The sequence below is a fragment of the Enterococcus sp. AZ088 genome, from assembly GCF_051714845.1.
Lineage (GTDB): Bacteria > Bacillota > Bacilli > Lactobacillales > Enterococcaceae > Enterococcus > Enterococcus faecalis.
The window spans coordinates 428,961-444,207 of record NZ_JBIOSQ010000001.1 but is presented as its reverse complement, the minus strand read 5'-3'; the positions used below and the strand labels follow the sequence as shown (position 1 = coordinate 444,207).

Below are 15,247 nucleotides of genomic sequence, written 5' to 3'. Positions count from 1 at the left end.
ATTCATTTTAACGTGAATTCAACAAGAGGTGCTTTTTTATTTTGTCTCAGTTTATTGGGTCAGTTCAAATTGTCGATGTGCTTTCATAATCGCTTAATTATTTTGTATATTCTTCAACTAATGCAACGACTTCTTCCATCGTGTCGCATTCTTTTAATGCGCGGTCAGCAAGTTCAGCCATTTTAGTTGTGTCTAGACGTTTCATCAAGCTACGTGTTTTAAGGATAGATGTAGCACTCATTGAGAACTCATCTAAGCCCATACCCAATAGTAATGGAACAGCTGTTTGATCGCCCGCCATTTCACCACACATACCAGCCCATTTACCTTCAGCGTGTGCTGCATCAATTACATTTTTAATTAAACGTAAGATTGATGGGTTGTATGGTTGGTATAAGTAAGAAACGCGTTCGTTCATACGGTCTGCCGCCATTGTGTATTGGATTAAGTCGTTGGTTCCAACACTAAAGAAGTCAACTTCTTTGGCAAATTTATCAGCTAATACGGCAGCTGCTGGAATTTCAATCATAATACCTACTTGGATATCGTTTGAAACTTCAACACCTTCGTTGACTAATTTTTGTTTTTCGTCTTCAAAGATTGCTTTCGCTGCTCTAAATTCTTTCAAAGTAGCAACCATTGGGAACATGATACGTAAGTTACCATGAACAGACGCACGTAATAATGCACGCATTTGTGTACGGAACATGCCGTCACCTAGTTCTGATAAGCTAATACGTAATGCACGGTAACCTAAGAATGGGTTCATTTCGTGTGGTAATGTTAGGTAAGGAAGCTCTTTGTCCCCACCAATATCCATTGTACGAACCACAACGGGTTTTCCTTCCATTCCTTCAAGAACTGCTTTATACGCTTGGTATTGGTCCTCTTCAGTTGGAAAGTCAGATGAATCCATGTATAAGAATTCTGTACGATATAAACCAACAGCTTCGCCGCCGTTTTTGTGTACGCCTTCTAAATCTTTTGGTGTACCAATGTTTGCAGCTAACTCAACATGTTTGCCGTCAGCTGTCACTGTTTCTGCATTTTTTAGTTTATCCCATTCTGCTTTTTGATCTGCATAAGCTTTTGCTTCTGCTTCAAATTCAGATTTTTCAGCATCTGTTGGGTCAATAATAACATCCCCAATGATTCCGTTCACTGCTAAAATATCGCCTGCTTTTACTTTGTCAGTAATTTCTTTTGTACCAACGATTGCAGGGATTTCTAACGAACGAGCCATGATTGCTGAGTGAGAAGTACGTCCGCCGATGTCTGTAACAAAGGCTTTAACATACGTACGGTCTAATTGTGCAGTATCACTAGGTGTTAAGTCATGGGCAACCACGATGACTTCTTCGTTAATCATTGAAGGATTTGGAAGAGTCACACCTAATAAATGTGCTAAGATACGTTTGGCAACGTCACGAATATCTGCTGCACGCTCTTGCATGTAAGCATTGTCGTCCATTGCTTCAAACATACCAATATACATATCCGTAACTTCTTTCAAGGCAGCTTCTGCATTGACTTTGTTGTCTTGGATATTTTGTTTGATTTGACCAACCATTTCTGGGTCAGATAAAACCATTAAATGAGCATCGAAAACTTGCGCTTCTGCTTCACCAAGGCTTTGAGCTGCTTTGTCGCGAATTGCTTGCAACTCTTCAGTAGATTTTGCTAAAGCATCGTCTAAGCGAGTTGCTTCTGCATCAGTATCTTCTACGGAAGTTTTGTTGAAAGACAAGTCAGGTTGAACTAGCAGGTAAGCTTTAGCAACAGCAACGCCATCACTTGCGGCAATCCCTTTTAGCATCTCAGACATTATTCAGCCAATCCTTCTTTTTGTAATGTTTCAACGATTGCTGCCATTCCTTCAGCTTCGTCAGCACCATCAACAGTGATTGTTACGTCAGAACCTTGACCAACGCCTAAAGACATAACGCCCATGATTGATTTTAAGTTAACAGATTTACCTTTGTATTCTAAGTTAATATCTGAGTTAAATTTGCTTGCAGTTTGTACTAATAAAGTAGCTGGACGTGCGTGAATTCCTGTTTCTGCTACAATGTGAAATTCTTTCTTTTCCATATAAATCGGTCTCCTTCGTAAATAAAAAATTTTTATGTTAGGGTTTTCCTTTCTTGATACGCTAAAATCAAACGTCTACTCGAAAAAAGACCCTTTCAGTTTCTAAGATTACCATTTTTTTCTATCTTACACAACACTTTTTGCTTAAATTTCGTGATGTTTTGCACTGACTATTCTTCCTCTTTTTGGTAACGATAAATGATTCGTCCATTTAACCCCGCTTCTCCAACAATTTCCGCGCGGTCAGGCAAAGAAATCCAAGCATCACGAAATTGGAAAAATTCATTTTGCTCCACGATTAATTCAGAGATTTCTCCAGCTTTTAATGAAGCAATTTTTTCTACAAAAGGATTTTCAGCCATTGATTTCACCACTCTTTCTCTTAAATATCAACTCTTATAGTTTACTTGAAAATGGCGCAATTGTCTGTAAAAAAATCGAATCTTTGCCTTTTTTTAAACAAGGTCTTTTACTTGATTCTCTTACAAAAAATGCTATAATAACCTCAAAGGTCAAAAATGGTCAAGTGGTTTTATAGACAGAATTTATTCCTGCTATCTAGTACTTGGCTGGTTTGAGGAAAAATGGTCTGTTTACTAGAAATAATAGAGCAAACAGCTATTTTTCTGGCCTCAGTTATTTTGAAAGGATGTGTTTCATTCAATGATTTGTCAAAATTGTCAACAAAATGAAGCAACAATTCATTTATATGCAAATGTGAATGGTCAAAGAAAACAACTGGACTATTGCCAAAGCTGCTATCAAAAATTAAAAAATCAAGCAAATAATTCCCCTCAAAATATGGGACAAGACCCTTTTGGCTTTGGGAGTTTAGACGATTTATATCGTTCTCTTTCTCGCCAAATGCAACAAGGTAATCCTTATGAACAACAAACACCACCCACTCAATTTGGTGATGGTGGTAATGGCGGTCAACCCCCTCGCGGAGGCGCTGGCGCTGGTCAAGGTTTACTAGGCGAGTATGGGATTAACATCACCGAAGCGGCACGCCAAGGAGATATCGATCCTGTGGTAGGACGTGACCAAGAAATTAAGCGTGTCATTGAAATCTTAAATCGCCGCACAAAAAACAACCCCGTTTTAATCGGTGAACCAGGTGTTGGTAAAACAGCCGTTGTCGAAGGTTTAGCCCAAAAAATTGTCGATGGCGATGTGCCCCAAAAATTATTGGACAAAGAAGTCATTCGTTTAGATGTGGTTTCACTTGTTCAAGGAACTGGTATTCGCGGACAATTTGAAGAACGGATGCAAAAATTGATTGAAGAAATCACTGAAGCTGAAAATGTCATTTTATTTATTGATGAAGTCCATGAAATTGTGGGTGCTGGTGCTGCTGGTGATGGCAATATGGATGCTGGCAATATTTTAAAACCAGCCTTAGCACGTGGTGAATTACAATTAGTCGGTGCCACAACTTTAAATGAGTACCGTATTATTGAAAAAGATGCTGCCTTAGAACGTCGGATGCAACCAGTCCAAGTAGATGAGCCAACCGTTGACGAAACCATAACGATTTTACATGGTTTGCAAAAACGTTATGAAGATTATCATCATGTTAAATATACAGATGAAGCGATTAACGCAGCAGCAAACTTATCCAATCGTTACATTCAAGATCGCTTTTTACCAGATAAAGCGATTGACTTGTTAGATGAATCTGGTTCAAAAATGAATCTAACTATCCAACTCGTCGATCCAAAAACAATTGATAAAAAATTAGCAGAAGCGGAACAACAAAAACAACAAGCTTCCGCAGAAGAAGATTTTGAAAAAGCGGCTTATTATCGTGATCAAATCAATAAATTACAAGCAATGAAAGAAAAACAAATCAGCGATGAAGAAACACCCGTCATCACTGAAAAAGATATTGAAGCCATTGTGGAACAAAAAACTGGCATTCCTGTCGGTGACTTAAAAGAAAAAGAACAAACCCAATTGAAAAATTTAGCTGTTGACTTAAAAGCTCATGTTGTCGGACAAGATGATGCCGTCGATAAAGTAGCTAAAGCGATTCGTCGCAATCGTGTAGGCCTAGGCAAACAAAACCGCCCAATTGGTTCCTTCTTATTTGTAGGGCCAACAGGCGTTGGTAAAACAGAATTAGCAAAACAATTAGCCTTTGAGCTATTCGGTTCAGAAGATTCGATGGTTCGTTTTGATATGAGTGAGTATATGGAAAAACACAGTGTTTCTAAACTGATTGGTTCTCCTCCAGGCTATGTTGGTTATGACGAAGCTGGACAACTCACAGAAAAAGTCCGTCGTAATCCTTATAGTTTAATTTTATTGGATGAAATTGAAAAAGCGCATCCTGATGTTTTACACATGTTTTTACAAATTCTCGACGATGGTCGTTTAACAGATGCACAAGGTCGTACGGTCAGCTTTAAAGACACCATCATTATCATGACAAGTAATGCTGGAACAGGAGCTGTGGAAGCCAACGTTGGCTTTGGCGCTGCCCGTGAAGGTGTGACTAAATCTGTTTTAGGTCAATTGAACAACTTCTTCACCCCCGAATTCCTTAACCGTTTCGATGGTATTATCGAATTCAAAGCATTAAGCAAAGAAAACCTGATGAACATTGTCAGCTTGATGTTAGAAGAAGTAAATGGCTTATTAGCTAAACAAAAATTACACATTGAGGTTCCAACAGAAGTCAAAGAGAAACTCGTTGATTTAGGTTATGATCCTGCAATGGGCGCTCGTCCTTTACGTCGAACAATTCAAGAACAAATTGAAGACGGCATTGCTGAATACTATCTAGATCATCCTGAAAATCATCAATTAGTCGCAGCGTTAGATAACGAAGGTAAAATTATCGTAACTGGCGCACAAGAAGTGACTAAAACAGAAACTTCAACATCTGACCAAGCAGAATAATCAAAAATCCACACGCATTAATAACAATGCGTGCGGATTTTTTTATGCTTTTCACTTTTTATTTTCATCAAAAAAAACTATAATAGAAGAAAGATATTCGTATACTTGTTCCTCATAGAAAAAATTCAATCTGGAACTCCTGTACATAATTGGAAACGCTCTTTTGCAGCACACAACTATAATGAGGTGATAAAATGAAATTAGTGAATGTGACCAATAGCTACAAACAATTAGTAAATAAACAATTGGAAAACACGGATGCTTACTTTGTAAAAGTCTACTCAGCAGGAAACACGACCGCTGTCTATTCAGAAGCAGCTCACCATGTGGAAGTTCTGATTATGAATAAAAATCGTCGCATTCGTCCGACAGAAGTAAAAGAAATTTTAGCAAAACTGTTAAAACGATTACCTAAAGAGGCTTATGACCCAGATGAAATTTCTATCATTGAGTTAAACCATGTGACCGAAGTGTCTGTTCCATTAAAAGTTTCCCTCATGGAAAACTAAAAAAACTGCCGAAGTTTCCCCACTTCGGCAGTTTTTTTAATTTATTGTGACGTTATTTTTTTTACAAGCCTTTGATAATTTTCCGACCAGGCTTCCTCATTTGTCGGACTGACTAATTTATTTTCCTCAATTGCTTTTTTTCTTAAGTCATCTACTTCTTTTTTGAAATTTTCCCCCGATTTTTGAGCATAATCTTTAGAAAAATATTTTGATTGGCGAGAATAAGCCTTCAGTTTCGCATCTTTAATCTCTTCTTCTGTATCTGCAAAATATTCATCATAACGAAGATCGGTTATTTTCCCTGAATCTTTTAACGTAATAACCGTTAAACGTCCAGAAAGCCCCTCTCCAAAATCTTCTGTTAGACTTGTATAATGTTCTTTTGAAGGTTCTTTGATTTCCTTGGCTAAAGCCCTAGCAGCAGGAAGATAACCATTATTAGCGCTATTGGATTGACCTTTGGCTGTCTGGAATGCGCCATCTAGGCGATTTTCAGCAACCATTTGATTTTCTAGAAAAGTCATCGTATTAACAACGGTCACTAACGATTGATCAGTTCGGGCGTTGTTCGCTTGAAAATTTGCATAGCCGGATAAACGTTTTGTCACTCCTGCCCATTCTTCAGAATAATAGTTTTTAGGTCCACGTTCATCAAATTCCACTAACTGAATTTGTTGATCCTTAACAACGACATCAATTAAAGCCGTATAGCCGCCATCAAACACGACTTCATGATGATAATAATCCCCTTGAACTTCTCCGATTTCTGGACGACCTGACCAATACATCTTCTGGGCTTTTTCTTCTGGACTAATTCCTGATTGTCCATTATTAGCTTCTACTGTAGCGCCAGAAACAGCATCAACTTCAAAGGTATGTCCATTACGCTCATAACTCACTTTGGCAGCACTCTCATTCGGTTGATCATTCGTGTTTGTCTGCTCCTCCTGCTTTACAGAAGTGGCATTAGTGGCTGCCGAGGCACCACTCGTTACTTGGACTGCTTCTGCTTCAGTACTTTCTTTCATTTTTTCAGTTCGTTGATCTGGTTGGCACCCCATTAAAATAATCATTGAACAAAATAACCCGACAACTATCTTTTTAGTTTTCATTTTTCCTCCTTTTAAAACTCATTGAATTACCATTTAATTTTAATATAAGTAGGATGAAAAGTATAGCTAAGAAATCGTTTTTTCTTCATATGGCGATAAACTTAACTGTCCAGATAAATACTCACCTAGATAGATTTCCTGTAATCTTTGGAAGCCTTGTTCTTGGATTTGCGTTAACAGCCAGTGCTCATCTTTTTTGATTAACTCTAGGACATCCATGTTGGCTTGACCGTCCACAATAATCGGATAACGAATACTTTCATCGCCATATTCGACGATTGTTAATTGACCATTTTGTTCTAAAACCGCCCGTTTAACAAGCTGGACTTCATAAATACCATTTGCTCGTAATTTAAACATCAGATCATTTGCAGAAATACCATTTTTCAAACATTCCTTCACCACAACCTGTCCATCCTTGATTAAAGTAATGGGTTTACCATCCACAATTTGCTTCACATAGCGATTGTGTTCTTTTGCAAATTTTAAAATTAAGACTAATAATGTCCACAAAATTAACACTAATACAAATTGGAGCACCGTAATTGAATCATTATAAATAACACCACCAATAATGCCCCCCAATACATAGTTTTGCACTTGGTCCATGGCCGATGTGGGCGCCAAATTGCCTTTTCCCATCAAATTAATTTGGACAATTAAACAAATAATACCTAAAGCAAATTTAATAATAATTGGACTATAAAACTGCATTAATTTTCCCTCACTTTACTTTATGATTTCAATCGTTGGTGTTAATAAATACGTTTCTTGTAACGTATAAGACTGCTGATCCGTACTTAAACTCATTTTGTAAAAGACTTCGTCAATTTTAACTATGGTTCCGTCAGCCAATTGTGTACCATTGACATAAACTTTTTCTGGAGAAACCTTTTTTTCCTGTGCCACTTGTTCGACAAAATGTACCATTTGTGAAGATTGTGAATGCTGATTTTGGTTCAGTTGATAATTGGAATATTGAACCCCTAAAACAAATAATAATGATAAAAAAATAATAATACTTAATTCACGATATTTCGTTTGAATTTGATGTCGCACATAAAAACTAAACACAATGACTAGCCCGATTAACAAAGCAAAAATAAAAAAATACTTTAAGTAATCATTTAAATTAGATTGGCTTTTTAAATACTCGATGCCATAAAAATTCATGTTCTTGTCCACTCCTTGATAGGTTCGTTATAGTAAGTATTCTATCTCAAAAAAAACAATCACGCCTGCTTTAATACCTTATAAGAAGAAAAAGCTCAGCGCAATCATCTTGAGAATGATTGCGCCGAGCTTCAATCTTCTAAAGATTCAGCTACTGATTGATTACAAATTAATTTTACATCAAACTTTTCAGTTCAACATCTGGATATTTATCCGCAAACCAGCGTTCCGCAAATTGGTTTTCAAATAAGAACAATGGTTGATCGAAACGGTCCCGTGCCAAAATGTTTCGGCTAGAGCTCATGCGTTCATCTAAATCTTCTGGGTTAATCCAGCGGGCAATTTTAGAACCCATTGGCGTCATTACCACTTCAGCATTGTATTCATTAGACATTCGGTATTGGAAAACTTCAAACTGCAATTGACCTACGGCGCCAATGATATATTCTTCCGTTAAATATGTTTTGTATAATTGAATGGCTCCTTCTTGAACCAGTTGGTAAATTCCTTTATGGAAAGATTTTTGTTTCATTACGTTTTTGGCAGTCACTTTCATGAATAATTCAGGGGTAAATGACGGCAACTCTTCGTATTGAACATTCATTTTCCCTTCATACAAAGTATCGCCAATTTGGTAATTTCCTGTGTCATACACGCCGATAATATCGCCTGCAACAGCTTCTGTGACGTTTTCGCGGGCATCCGCCATAAATTGTGTCACGTTACTTAATTTGACTTTTTTGCCTGTTCTACCTAAAGTCACGTCCATGCCTCTTTCAAAAACACCTGAACAAATTCGAACAAAGGCAATTCGATCACGATGGGCTGGGTTCATATTCGCTTGAATTTTAAAGACAAAGCCTGAAAATTCTTTTTCATAAGGACTTACTTCGCCACCCTCTTCTGTTTTATGCGCATGTGGCGCAGGCGCAAATTGTAAGAAGGTTTCTAAAAATGTTTGAACCCCAAAGTTTGTCAAAGCAGAACCGAAGAAGACTGGCGTTTGATCACCACGAGCGATTTTTTCCTCGCTAAATTCATCGCCTGCTTCTACCAATAACTCAACATCTTCCAACACTTGTTGATAAACGCTGTTATTGTGCAATGGTAAATCGCTTGGGATATCGCCATCTTTTAAAGGAATAAAACGCTCCCCGCCATTATTTTCTGGACGATATAATTCCACGCGTTCATTATAAATATCGTATAGACCTTCTAGACCTTTTCCCATACCAATTGGCCAGTTCATTGGATAAGATTCAATATCCAATAGTTCTTCCAATTCTTCTAAAAGTTCCAATGGTTCCCGTCCGTCACGGTCCAATTTGTTAATAAAAGTAAAAATTGGAATACCACGTTTTTTAACAACTTGGAAAAGTTTTTTCGTTTGTGCTTCAATCCCTTTGGCACTGTCAATAACCATCACAGCACTATCTACGGCCATCAATGTCCGATACGTATCCTCTGAGAAATCCTCATGCCCTGGGGTGTCCAAGATATTAATCCGTTTATCTTGATAGTCAAATTGCATCACAGAACTCGTTACCGAAATTCCCCGTTGTTTTTCAATTTCCATCCAGTCAGATTTGGCAAAGTTCCCTGTTTTTTTCCCTTTGACGGTTCCAGCTTGGCGGATGGCGCCCCCAAATAATAGTAATTGTTCAGTAATCGTTGTTTTCCCAGCATCCGGATGGGAAATAATCGCAAACGTACGGCGACTATCGACTGCTTCTTTTTGATTGATCGTCATAAAAATCTCCTTATCACTTGTGATGTTTATTTATTTATTTATTTTCTTCAGCATAATTTTTGATTAACCTTTGCTAGTATATCATGTCAAACCTTGAGAATAAAGAGCTGCTGTTAGCTGTTTTTTAAAAGGAAAACCTGCGACATTAGTCAAAACGACTGATGTCACAGGTTATTTTTAACGTCTTGGTTCGTCATCTTCCATTTCTTTACGGAAAAAACGACGATTTTCTTCTGGTTCTTCATCGACAGTTTCTTCATCGTAGAAATGAACGCGTAAGACTAGCAAACGTGTGCCTTCCATTTCTTCAGCAGTTAACTTAATATTGCCCACTTCAAAAGAAGGTTTTTCCCCTTCATCAGGAATGGTTCCTAATGCTGTAATTAAGTAACCTGCCATTGTATCAACATCGCTCATGTGTAAATCTGTTTCAAATACTTCATTAAATTCGTCAATTAACATGCGTCCTTGAACCAAATATTCATTGTCAGCCACTTGTGTATATAAATTTTCTACTTCATCTGTTTCATCGTCAATTTCACCAACGATTTCTTCTAGTAAATCTTCCAGTGTTGCTAAACCGACAACACCGCCATATTCATCTAGTAAAATCGCCATTTGGTTTTGTGTTCGTTTTAACTCATAAAGTAAATCATCAATAAAAATGGTTTCTGGGACAAATAATGGTTCTTGGATAATCGCGCCTAATTCAATGTTTTCAAAGCCTAAATTACGTGCAGCTTTTAGTAACGTTTTGGTATGTAAAATACCAACAATTTTATCTTTGTCTTCACTATAAACAGGAATCCGAGAATAATTTTCTCCTAAAATTAAATTGATGTTTTCTTGGACATCATCTTGGATGTCAACCATGAATGCGTCTGTCCGAGGAACCATTACTTCTCGTGCCACTTTTGTATCTAATGAAAAGACACCTTGTAGCATTTCTAGTTCTTCGTTTTCCAAAACACCTTCTGTTTCAAGCATGTAGCGCATTTCATCTCGTGTCATCTTCGAATCGGCATCATCGAAAGTCATTGGTGTGATTTTGGATAATAAATCGGTCGAAGCCGATAGCAACCAAACGAAGGGACGCGCGATAACTCCTAAAAAGCGGACTGCACCAGAAGTCAATTGAGCGACTTCTTCTGATTTATTCATGGCAATTCGTTTAGGGTATAATTCACCAAATACAATAGAAACGTACGTTAACAACGCTAAGATAATGATACTGGCAAGACTCTTAGCTGCGGCGCCGCCACCTAATACAGGGGCCAAACGACTAGATAAAGTCTCTGCTAATGAAGCACCAGATAGGATATTAACCAAAGTAATCCCTACTTGGATTGTGGATAAAAAGTTATTGGGGTCTTGCAATACCTTAAGCAATTTTTGAGCTTTTGCGTCGCCGTCTTCCGCTTTTTGTTCCACACGATTCTTGTTAACAGATACGACTGCAATTTCCGCCGCTGCCAAAAAGGCATTGATAAACGTCAACACGACTAATAATAGAAGTTGCGCAATTAGCGACTGACTCTCAGGGTCAGCATTATTCATAATGTTCTCTCTCTCCTTAATTGTTGATAATTCCGAGGCTGTACTTTCGTACTCTTTTAACGTTCTTCCTCTTTTTATGGTTAGGCTTAGAAACAGACACAATCAGTATTATGACAGGTTATTTTCTATCCTAATCCATAAAATCATAGCACGAAAGATTAGCGGATTCAATCATTAACCGTTATTTTCTTTCGTATTTGTTTCATTCCCTAAAAGAACGGCATTGGTAACTTTTTCACTACGACCCGCTTTGACCATATCAATAACATAGTAGATAATGGTCCGGCAGATTGCGTAAAATGGGACGCCGAGGAAAATACCTAGCAAACCTGCTAAATTTCCTGCTACCAATAAAATTAAAATAATCGTTAATGGATGGATTTTTAGAGATTTTCCGATAACGTTTGGATAAATAATATTTCCGTCCAATTGTTGAACCACTAGCACCACTAAACAACATAAGGCTGCTTTGACGGGTTCATTAAAGATGGTCACTAAGACAGCGGGCGCTAATCCTAGATAAGGGCCTAGATAGGGAATTAAATTCGTAAAGCCGGCAATGACACCAAATAAAAAGGCATAACGAACGCCAAGCAATGAATACCCAATAATCGTAAATGTACCGACAAATAAACATTCAATCGCTTGTCCACTAATATAACTGGATAAGGTTTGGTTCAATTGTCCTAAAAGATCCACAATATCATCTTTTCTTTTCTCAGGTAAAAAGCGTTGGATCGCTGGTACTAGCTTATCTCCATCTTTTAACATATAAAATAAAATAAATGGCGCAGTAACCAAAACAATAGTGGTTGACGCCACCGTTGATACGATTGAACCTAAGCTACTTGATAAACTACTTAAAAATTGTTGGATAATATTTGCATAAGAAATATCCATTTTTTCAATATAGCTTGTTAAATCAATTTGTTTAAAAATAGGTAACTCCGCAATCTCATAAATCCAGGTCTCCACTTGTTTAAAGAAATCCGGCATACTTGATGCTAAACTAGCTAGCTGATCTGCCAACTTAGGGATAATTGTTAATAAGATCAGAACTAATGCGATGATTAGTAATAAAAATACCAGTAAGACGGCATAAATTCGTTTCATTTTCGTCTTCATTAGTAGATTGACCACAGGATTTAGTAAATAATACAAAAAGCCTGCTACTAAGACTGGGGCAAACAACGTTGAAAAGAATGTCCCAATCGGTGCAAATAAGAAATTAATTTTCGAAGCAATAAATAATAGCATGGCCACGACAAGTAATTCAACTGACCAGAAAAATAATTTCGATTCTTTAAATCGATTAATCACAGCGGCTCCTCCTTTATTTTTATTCAATTGTTGCTGTTTTATTTTATCACACCTTCCCCCCTCAGTCATTGAGAATACTTCATTGCTAGAACTTTTTCGTGGTATAATAAAATAGAAACAGATTCTGAACTTGGGGGTTTTTCTATGCATGTAGCTCAAACAAAAGATACCATGAGTGATCTTTATTTAGATGCTGTCCGGCTTCGTCAACGCGTATTCGTAGCGGAACAAGGGGTACCAGAAGAGATGGAAATCGATGAATATGAAGCACATTGTATTCACTTTGTTTTGTACACGGATCATGTAGCTGTCGCAACTTGTCGCTTGCTTCCACTAGAAAATGGCGTTATGAAATTACAACGAATGGCCGTTGAAAAAGCTTACCGTGGCGCCGACTATGGACGAGTGATTATGGAAGCGGCGGAAAATTTTGCCAAAGAACAAGGCTACCACAAGATTACTCTAGGAGCACAAGTCACCGCTGTAGGCTTCTATGAACGTTTAGGTTATCAAAAAACAGGCGCACCTTTTATGGATGCTGGCATTGAACACTACGAAATGAATAAAGAACTATAACACCAATTAAATCGGAAAATTTAGAGCTTGGAGCATTAGCCATTTTGGCTAATGCTCCAAGCTCCTTTTGTGGGCTGTTTACATCGGCTATTTTTTTGATAGCTGTTGATAACGTTGATACCAGATATCTACATATTCGGGCGAGAAGGGGCCTTTTTCGTTATTAATCCAATCCACTAAAGTCTTGACATTTTCTTTTAAAATGAAGTCAATATCTTCTGGATAATCCATTAGTTTGCTATGAAATTCATATTCATCAACGTCTAGTAAACGTTTTTCACCATCTGGAAAAACCTTGATATCTAAATCATAATCAATATACTTCAACGCTTCGTCATCTAAAACATATGGCGAAGCCAGATTGCAGTAATACGAAACCCCCTTTTCTCTAATCATTGCTATTATATTGAACCAATATTTCTTGTGAAAATAAACAATGGCTGGTTCACGAGTCACCCACCGACGTCCGTCGGATTCCGTTACTAACGTGTGATCGTTCACACCAATTAAAGAATACTCGCTCGTTTTTAGTACCATCGTATCACGCCACGTTCGATGTAAATGTCCGTCATGTTTATAACTCTGAATGGTTACAAACTCGCCTTCTTTAGGAATTCCCATAATACCCCAACTTTCCCCAAATAAAGTAAAGCACTGTTACTTTTTGGGTGTTCATACATCGATATCGAAATAATTATATCATATCTTTTGAGTTTGCGTACATTGAGTTCACTTAAAGAAGACGATTTCTGAAAAAATTTAATTCAGATGACCAATTAGTTCAAATTCAGTAAGTATTTTCAGCTTAATTACTGGATTTTTTCAAAGACTGATACTGCGCTCTCTCTTAAAACCTGATTTAATTCGTCAACATTTGTTTTACCAGTTGTTTCAAGCCACGCAACGGCTGCTTCAGCACCTTGTTGAACAAATGGAAGCACGCCGTCTGCCCAAGTTGCGCGACCACATAAGACTCCATTAAACGAGGAACCTGCTTTTTTTGCAAATTTCAATGTTTCCTGAAACATCGTAGCACTAACCCCTGCACTCAAGAAAATAAATGGAAGTTGTGTTGCTTCACTTTGCATGTTGAAAAAAGCCTGCGCTTCATCTTGGCTATAAAGACTTTCAGTGCCAAAACCTTCTACAAAATTCATATTCACAGGGACTTCTACTTTTAAAACATCAACATTATAGCGATCCTTTGAAAATTCCTTCATCGCTTCAATTACTTTGTGCGGTTTTACTTTAGCGTATTCTTTTGAAGCACTATCCGAATTGTTTGCATCATAAGAGACAATTTCTAAAAAGAATGGAATTTCTTCGGCTAAACACTCTGAACCAATCCGTTCTATATAAGCTTTCTTTCGTTCATTGATTGCTTCACTTTCGTCAACATCGTAATAAAGTAAAAATTTACACGCGTCTGCGCCCGCTTCTTTTAAACGCTTAACCGACCAAACATCAAGACTATCGGGTAACCGTCCTGCTGTCGAAGCATCGTAGCCCGTTTTTTCATACGCAAGTAACAAACCTGAAGTCTGTGCTCGATTTTCAGCAGCAGCTAGGCCATATTCTGGATCCAACAAAATTGCTGAAGTCTCTGGTGTTAAGCAACGAGATACTAATACTTTAAAGTCACTGATTTCTTGCGCAGTCACCTCTTTGTATTTTCCCATCATGCGTTTTAAGGCCCCACGTTGATCAATGGCTAGTGCGCCAATAATCCCTTGATCATCTACCAGATTTTCTAAATGTTTACGTTTTTGTTCACTAATTTTTTTCATTCTGTTCCCTCACTTAATTGATTATTTAGTAACGTAGCAATTTCAGCTGGCGAACTTGCTTGTTTCAGTCCAGAAGTAACTTCTTCTCTTAATAGGAGGCGCGCAACGGAAGAGAGTAATTTCAAATGTGTCGTGCCAGCTTCGGCATCTGGAATAAACAGCGCAATCACAAACTCCGTTAATTGGTTGTCAAGGCTCTGCCACTCAACACCTTGGTCCAAGGTAACGATGATAATGGCCGCTTGTTGAATCGTTACTGCTTTTGCATGAGGTATCGCAAACCCATTCATCATCCCCGTTGTTCCTTCTTGTTCTCGCTCGTTCAGCTTATTGAAAACTTCCTGTGCGTCCTGAGCAACTTCCAATTCTGTTGATTTTTTTGCTAAAAAGTGAAAAACATCCTCTTGCGTTTGTAACTGTTGATTTAAAAAAATATGATTTTCTTTAATAAAAGCCATTCCATCCACT

The 15,247-nt window shown here is 37.7% G+C and carries 15 protein-coding genes; 3 read left to right on the top strand and 12 right to left on the bottom strand.

Going from position 1 to position 15,247, the window contains the following annotated elements; translation table 11 throughout:
• Nucleotides 1-97: 97 nt before the first annotated feature.
• The 3 genes from ptsP to IGL17_RS02210 form a co-directional block, all read right to left on the bottom strand.
• Nucleotides 98-1,825: a phosphoenolpyruvate--protein phosphotransferase gene (gene ptsP, locus IGL17_RS02220; RefSeq protein ID WP_002361251.1), complete on the bottom strand. Its 1,728-nt coding sequence runs from the start codon at nt 1,823-1,825 to the stop codon at nt 98-100.
• Nucleotides 1,825-2,091 (bottom strand): phosphocarrier protein HPr, encoded by a 267-nt coding sequence (locus IGL17_RS02215; protein ID WP_002355551.1) that lies wholly within the window; start codon nt 2,089-2,091, stop codon nt 1,825-1,827. Before IGL17_RS02215 ends, ptsP begins: the two co-directional genes overlap by 1 nt.
• A gap of 170 nt (nt 2,092-2,261) precedes the next feature.
• A complete protein-coding gene (locus IGL17_RS02210) occupies nt 2,262-2,453 on the bottom strand; it encodes a hypothetical protein (protein ID WP_002366170.1) in 192 nt (63 codons plus the stop codon).
• 301 nt (nt 2,454-2,754) lie between these two features.
• Between IGL17_RS02210 and IGL17_RS02205 the strand changes: the two genes are divergently transcribed.
• Together IGL17_RS02205 and IGL17_RS02200 are read left to right on the top strand one after the other, a co-directional pair.
• Nucleotides 2,755-4,995: an ATP-dependent Clp protease ATP-binding subunit gene (locus IGL17_RS02205; protein ID WP_002375936.1), complete on the top strand. Its 2,241-nt coding sequence runs from the start codon at nt 2,755-2,757 to the stop codon at nt 4,993-4,995.
• A gap of 194 nt (nt 4,996-5,189) precedes the next feature.
• A complete protein-coding gene (locus IGL17_RS02200; protein ID WP_002355547.1) occupies nt 5,190-5,504 on the top strand; it encodes a DUF1827 family protein in 315 nt (104 codons plus the stop codon).
• A gap of 41 nt (nt 5,505-5,545) precedes the next feature.
• Here IGL17_RS02200 and IGL17_RS02195 read toward each other — a convergent pair whose 3' ends face one another.
• From IGL17_RS02195 to IGL17_RS02170, 6 genes are all read right to left on the bottom strand, one after another.
• The gene (locus tag IGL17_RS02195; protein WP_016618156.1) at nt 5,546-6,616 is read right to left on the bottom strand and encodes a hypothetical protein; all 1,071 of its coding nucleotides are present in this window, start codon (nt 6,614-6,616) and stop codon (nt 5,546-5,548) included.
• A gap of 66 nt (nt 6,617-6,682) precedes the next feature.
• Entirely contained in the window at nt 6,683-7,330 is a 648-nt protein-coding gene (locus tag IGL17_RS02190; RefSeq protein WP_002355545.1) for a DUF421 domain-containing protein, read from the bottom strand.
• 15 nt (nt 7,331-7,345) lie between these two features.
• On the bottom strand, nt 7,346-7,789 hold the full coding sequence (locus IGL17_RS02185; RefSeq protein WP_002355544.1) for a DUF3290 domain-containing protein: 444 nt from the start codon (nt 7,787-7,789) through the stop codon (nt 7,346-7,348).
• A 175-nt stretch (nt 7,790-7,964) separates the two neighbouring features.
• Nucleotides 7,965-9,539, bottom strand: a complete 1,575-nt coding sequence (locus IGL17_RS02180; RefSeq protein WP_002355543.1) for a peptide chain release factor 3 — start codon at nt 9,537-9,539, stop codon at nt 7,965-7,967.
• Between the two features lie 177 nt (nt 9,540-9,716).
• A complete protein-coding gene (locus IGL17_RS02175) occupies nt 9,717-11,096 on the bottom strand; it encodes a hemolysin family protein (protein WP_002363168.1) in 1,380 nt (459 codons plus the stop codon).
• A gap of 174 nt (nt 11,097-11,270) precedes the next feature.
• Nucleotides 11,271-12,485: an AI-2E family transporter gene (locus tag IGL17_RS02170; RefSeq protein ID WP_002384914.1), complete on the bottom strand. Its 1,215-nt coding sequence runs from the start codon at nt 12,483-12,485 to the stop codon at nt 11,271-11,273.
• A 75-nt stretch (nt 12,486-12,560) separates the two neighbouring features.
• On the opposite strand from IGL17_RS02170, the gene IGL17_RS02165 reads away from it, so the two are divergent.
• Nucleotides 12,561-12,992 carry a GNAT family N-acetyltransferase gene (locus tag IGL17_RS02165; RefSeq protein WP_002373345.1) on the top strand — a complete coding sequence of 144 codons (432 nt, stop codon included), beginning with the start codon at nt 12,561-12,563 and terminating at the stop codon, nt 12,990-12,992.
• An 87-nt stretch (nt 12,993-13,079) separates the two neighbouring features.
• Here the strand turns inward: IGL17_RS02165 and bph are convergent, their stop codons facing one another.
• The 3 genes from bph to IGL17_RS02150 all read right to left on the bottom strand — a co-directional run bounded on the left by bph (nt 13,080) and on the right by IGL17_RS02150 (nt 15,237).
• Complete coding sequence (gene bph, locus IGL17_RS02160; RefSeq protein WP_002355538.1) at nt 13,080-13,613, bottom strand: biofilm phosphatase Bph; 534 nt, start codon at nt 13,611-13,613, stop codon at nt 13,080-13,082.
• 188 nt (nt 13,614-13,801) lie between these two features.
• Nucleotides 13,802-14,779, bottom strand: coding sequence for a tagatose-bisphosphate aldolase (gene lacD, locus IGL17_RS02155; RefSeq protein ID WP_016618155.1), 978 nt, complete (start codon nt 14,777-14,779; stop codon nt 13,802-13,804).
• Complete coding sequence (locus IGL17_RS02150) at nt 14,776-15,237, bottom strand: fructose PTS transporter subunit IIA (RefSeq protein WP_016618154.1); 462 nt, start codon at nt 15,235-15,237, stop codon at nt 14,776-14,778. The genes lacD and IGL17_RS02150 overlap by 4 nt, the downstream gene beginning before the upstream one ends.
• Between the last annotated feature and the right edge of the window lie 10 nt (nt 15,238-15,247).

Coding starts and splice junctions, on each gene's coding strand:
- IGL17_RS02180 (WP_002355543.1), bottom strand. CDS start 9,539: ATGACGATCAATCAAAAAGAAGCAGTCGATAGTCGCCGTACGTTTGCG.
- IGL17_RS02205 (WP_002375936.1), top strand. CDS start 2,755: ATGATTTGTCAAAATTGTCAACAAAATGAAGCAACAATTCATTTATAT.
- IGL17_RS02170 (WP_002384914.1), bottom strand. CDS start 12,485: ATGACTGAGGGGGGAAGGTGTGATAAAATAAAACAGCAACAATTGAAT.
- bph (WP_002355538.1), bottom strand. CDS start 13,613: ATGGGAATTCCTAAAGAAGGCGAGTTTGTAACCATTCAGAGTTATAAA.
- IGL17_RS02215 (WP_002355551.1), bottom strand. CDS start 2,091: ATGGAAAAGAAAGAATTTCACATTGTAGCAGAAACAGGAATTCACGCA.
- ptsP (WP_002361251.1), bottom strand. CDS start 1,825: ATGTCTGAGATGCTAAAAGGGATTGCCGCAAGTGATGGCGTTGCTGTT.
- IGL17_RS02200 (WP_002355547.1), top strand. CDS start 5,190: ATGAAATTAGTGAATGTGACCAATAGCTACAAACAATTAGTAAATAAA.
- IGL17_RS02150 (WP_016618154.1), bottom strand. CDS start 15,237: ATGGCTTTTATTAAAGAAAATCATATTTTTTTAAATCAACAGTTACAA.
- IGL17_RS02195 (WP_016618156.1), bottom strand. CDS start 6,616: ATGAAAACTAAAAAGATAGTTGTCGGGTTATTTTGTTCAATGATTATT.
- IGL17_RS02190 (WP_002355545.1), bottom strand. CDS start 7,330: ATGCAGTTTTATAGTCCAATTATTATTAAATTTGCTTTAGGTATTATT.
- lacD (WP_016618155.1), bottom strand. CDS start 14,779: ATGAAAAAAATTAGTGAACAAAAACGTAAACATTTAGAAAATCTGGTA.
- IGL17_RS02185 (WP_002355544.1), bottom strand. CDS start 7,789: ATGAATTTTTATGGCATCGAGTATTTAAAAAGCCAATCTAATTTAAAT.
- IGL17_RS02175 (WP_002363168.1), bottom strand. CDS start 11,096: ATGAATAATGCTGACCCTGAGAGTCAGTCGCTAATTGCGCAACTTCTA.
- IGL17_RS02165 (WP_002373345.1), top strand. CDS start 12,561: ATGCATGTAGCTCAAACAAAAGATACCATGAGTGATCTTTATTTAGAT.
- IGL17_RS02210 (WP_002366170.1), bottom strand. CDS start 2,453: ATGGCTGAAAATCCTTTTGTAGAAAAAATTGCTTCATTAAAAGCTGGA.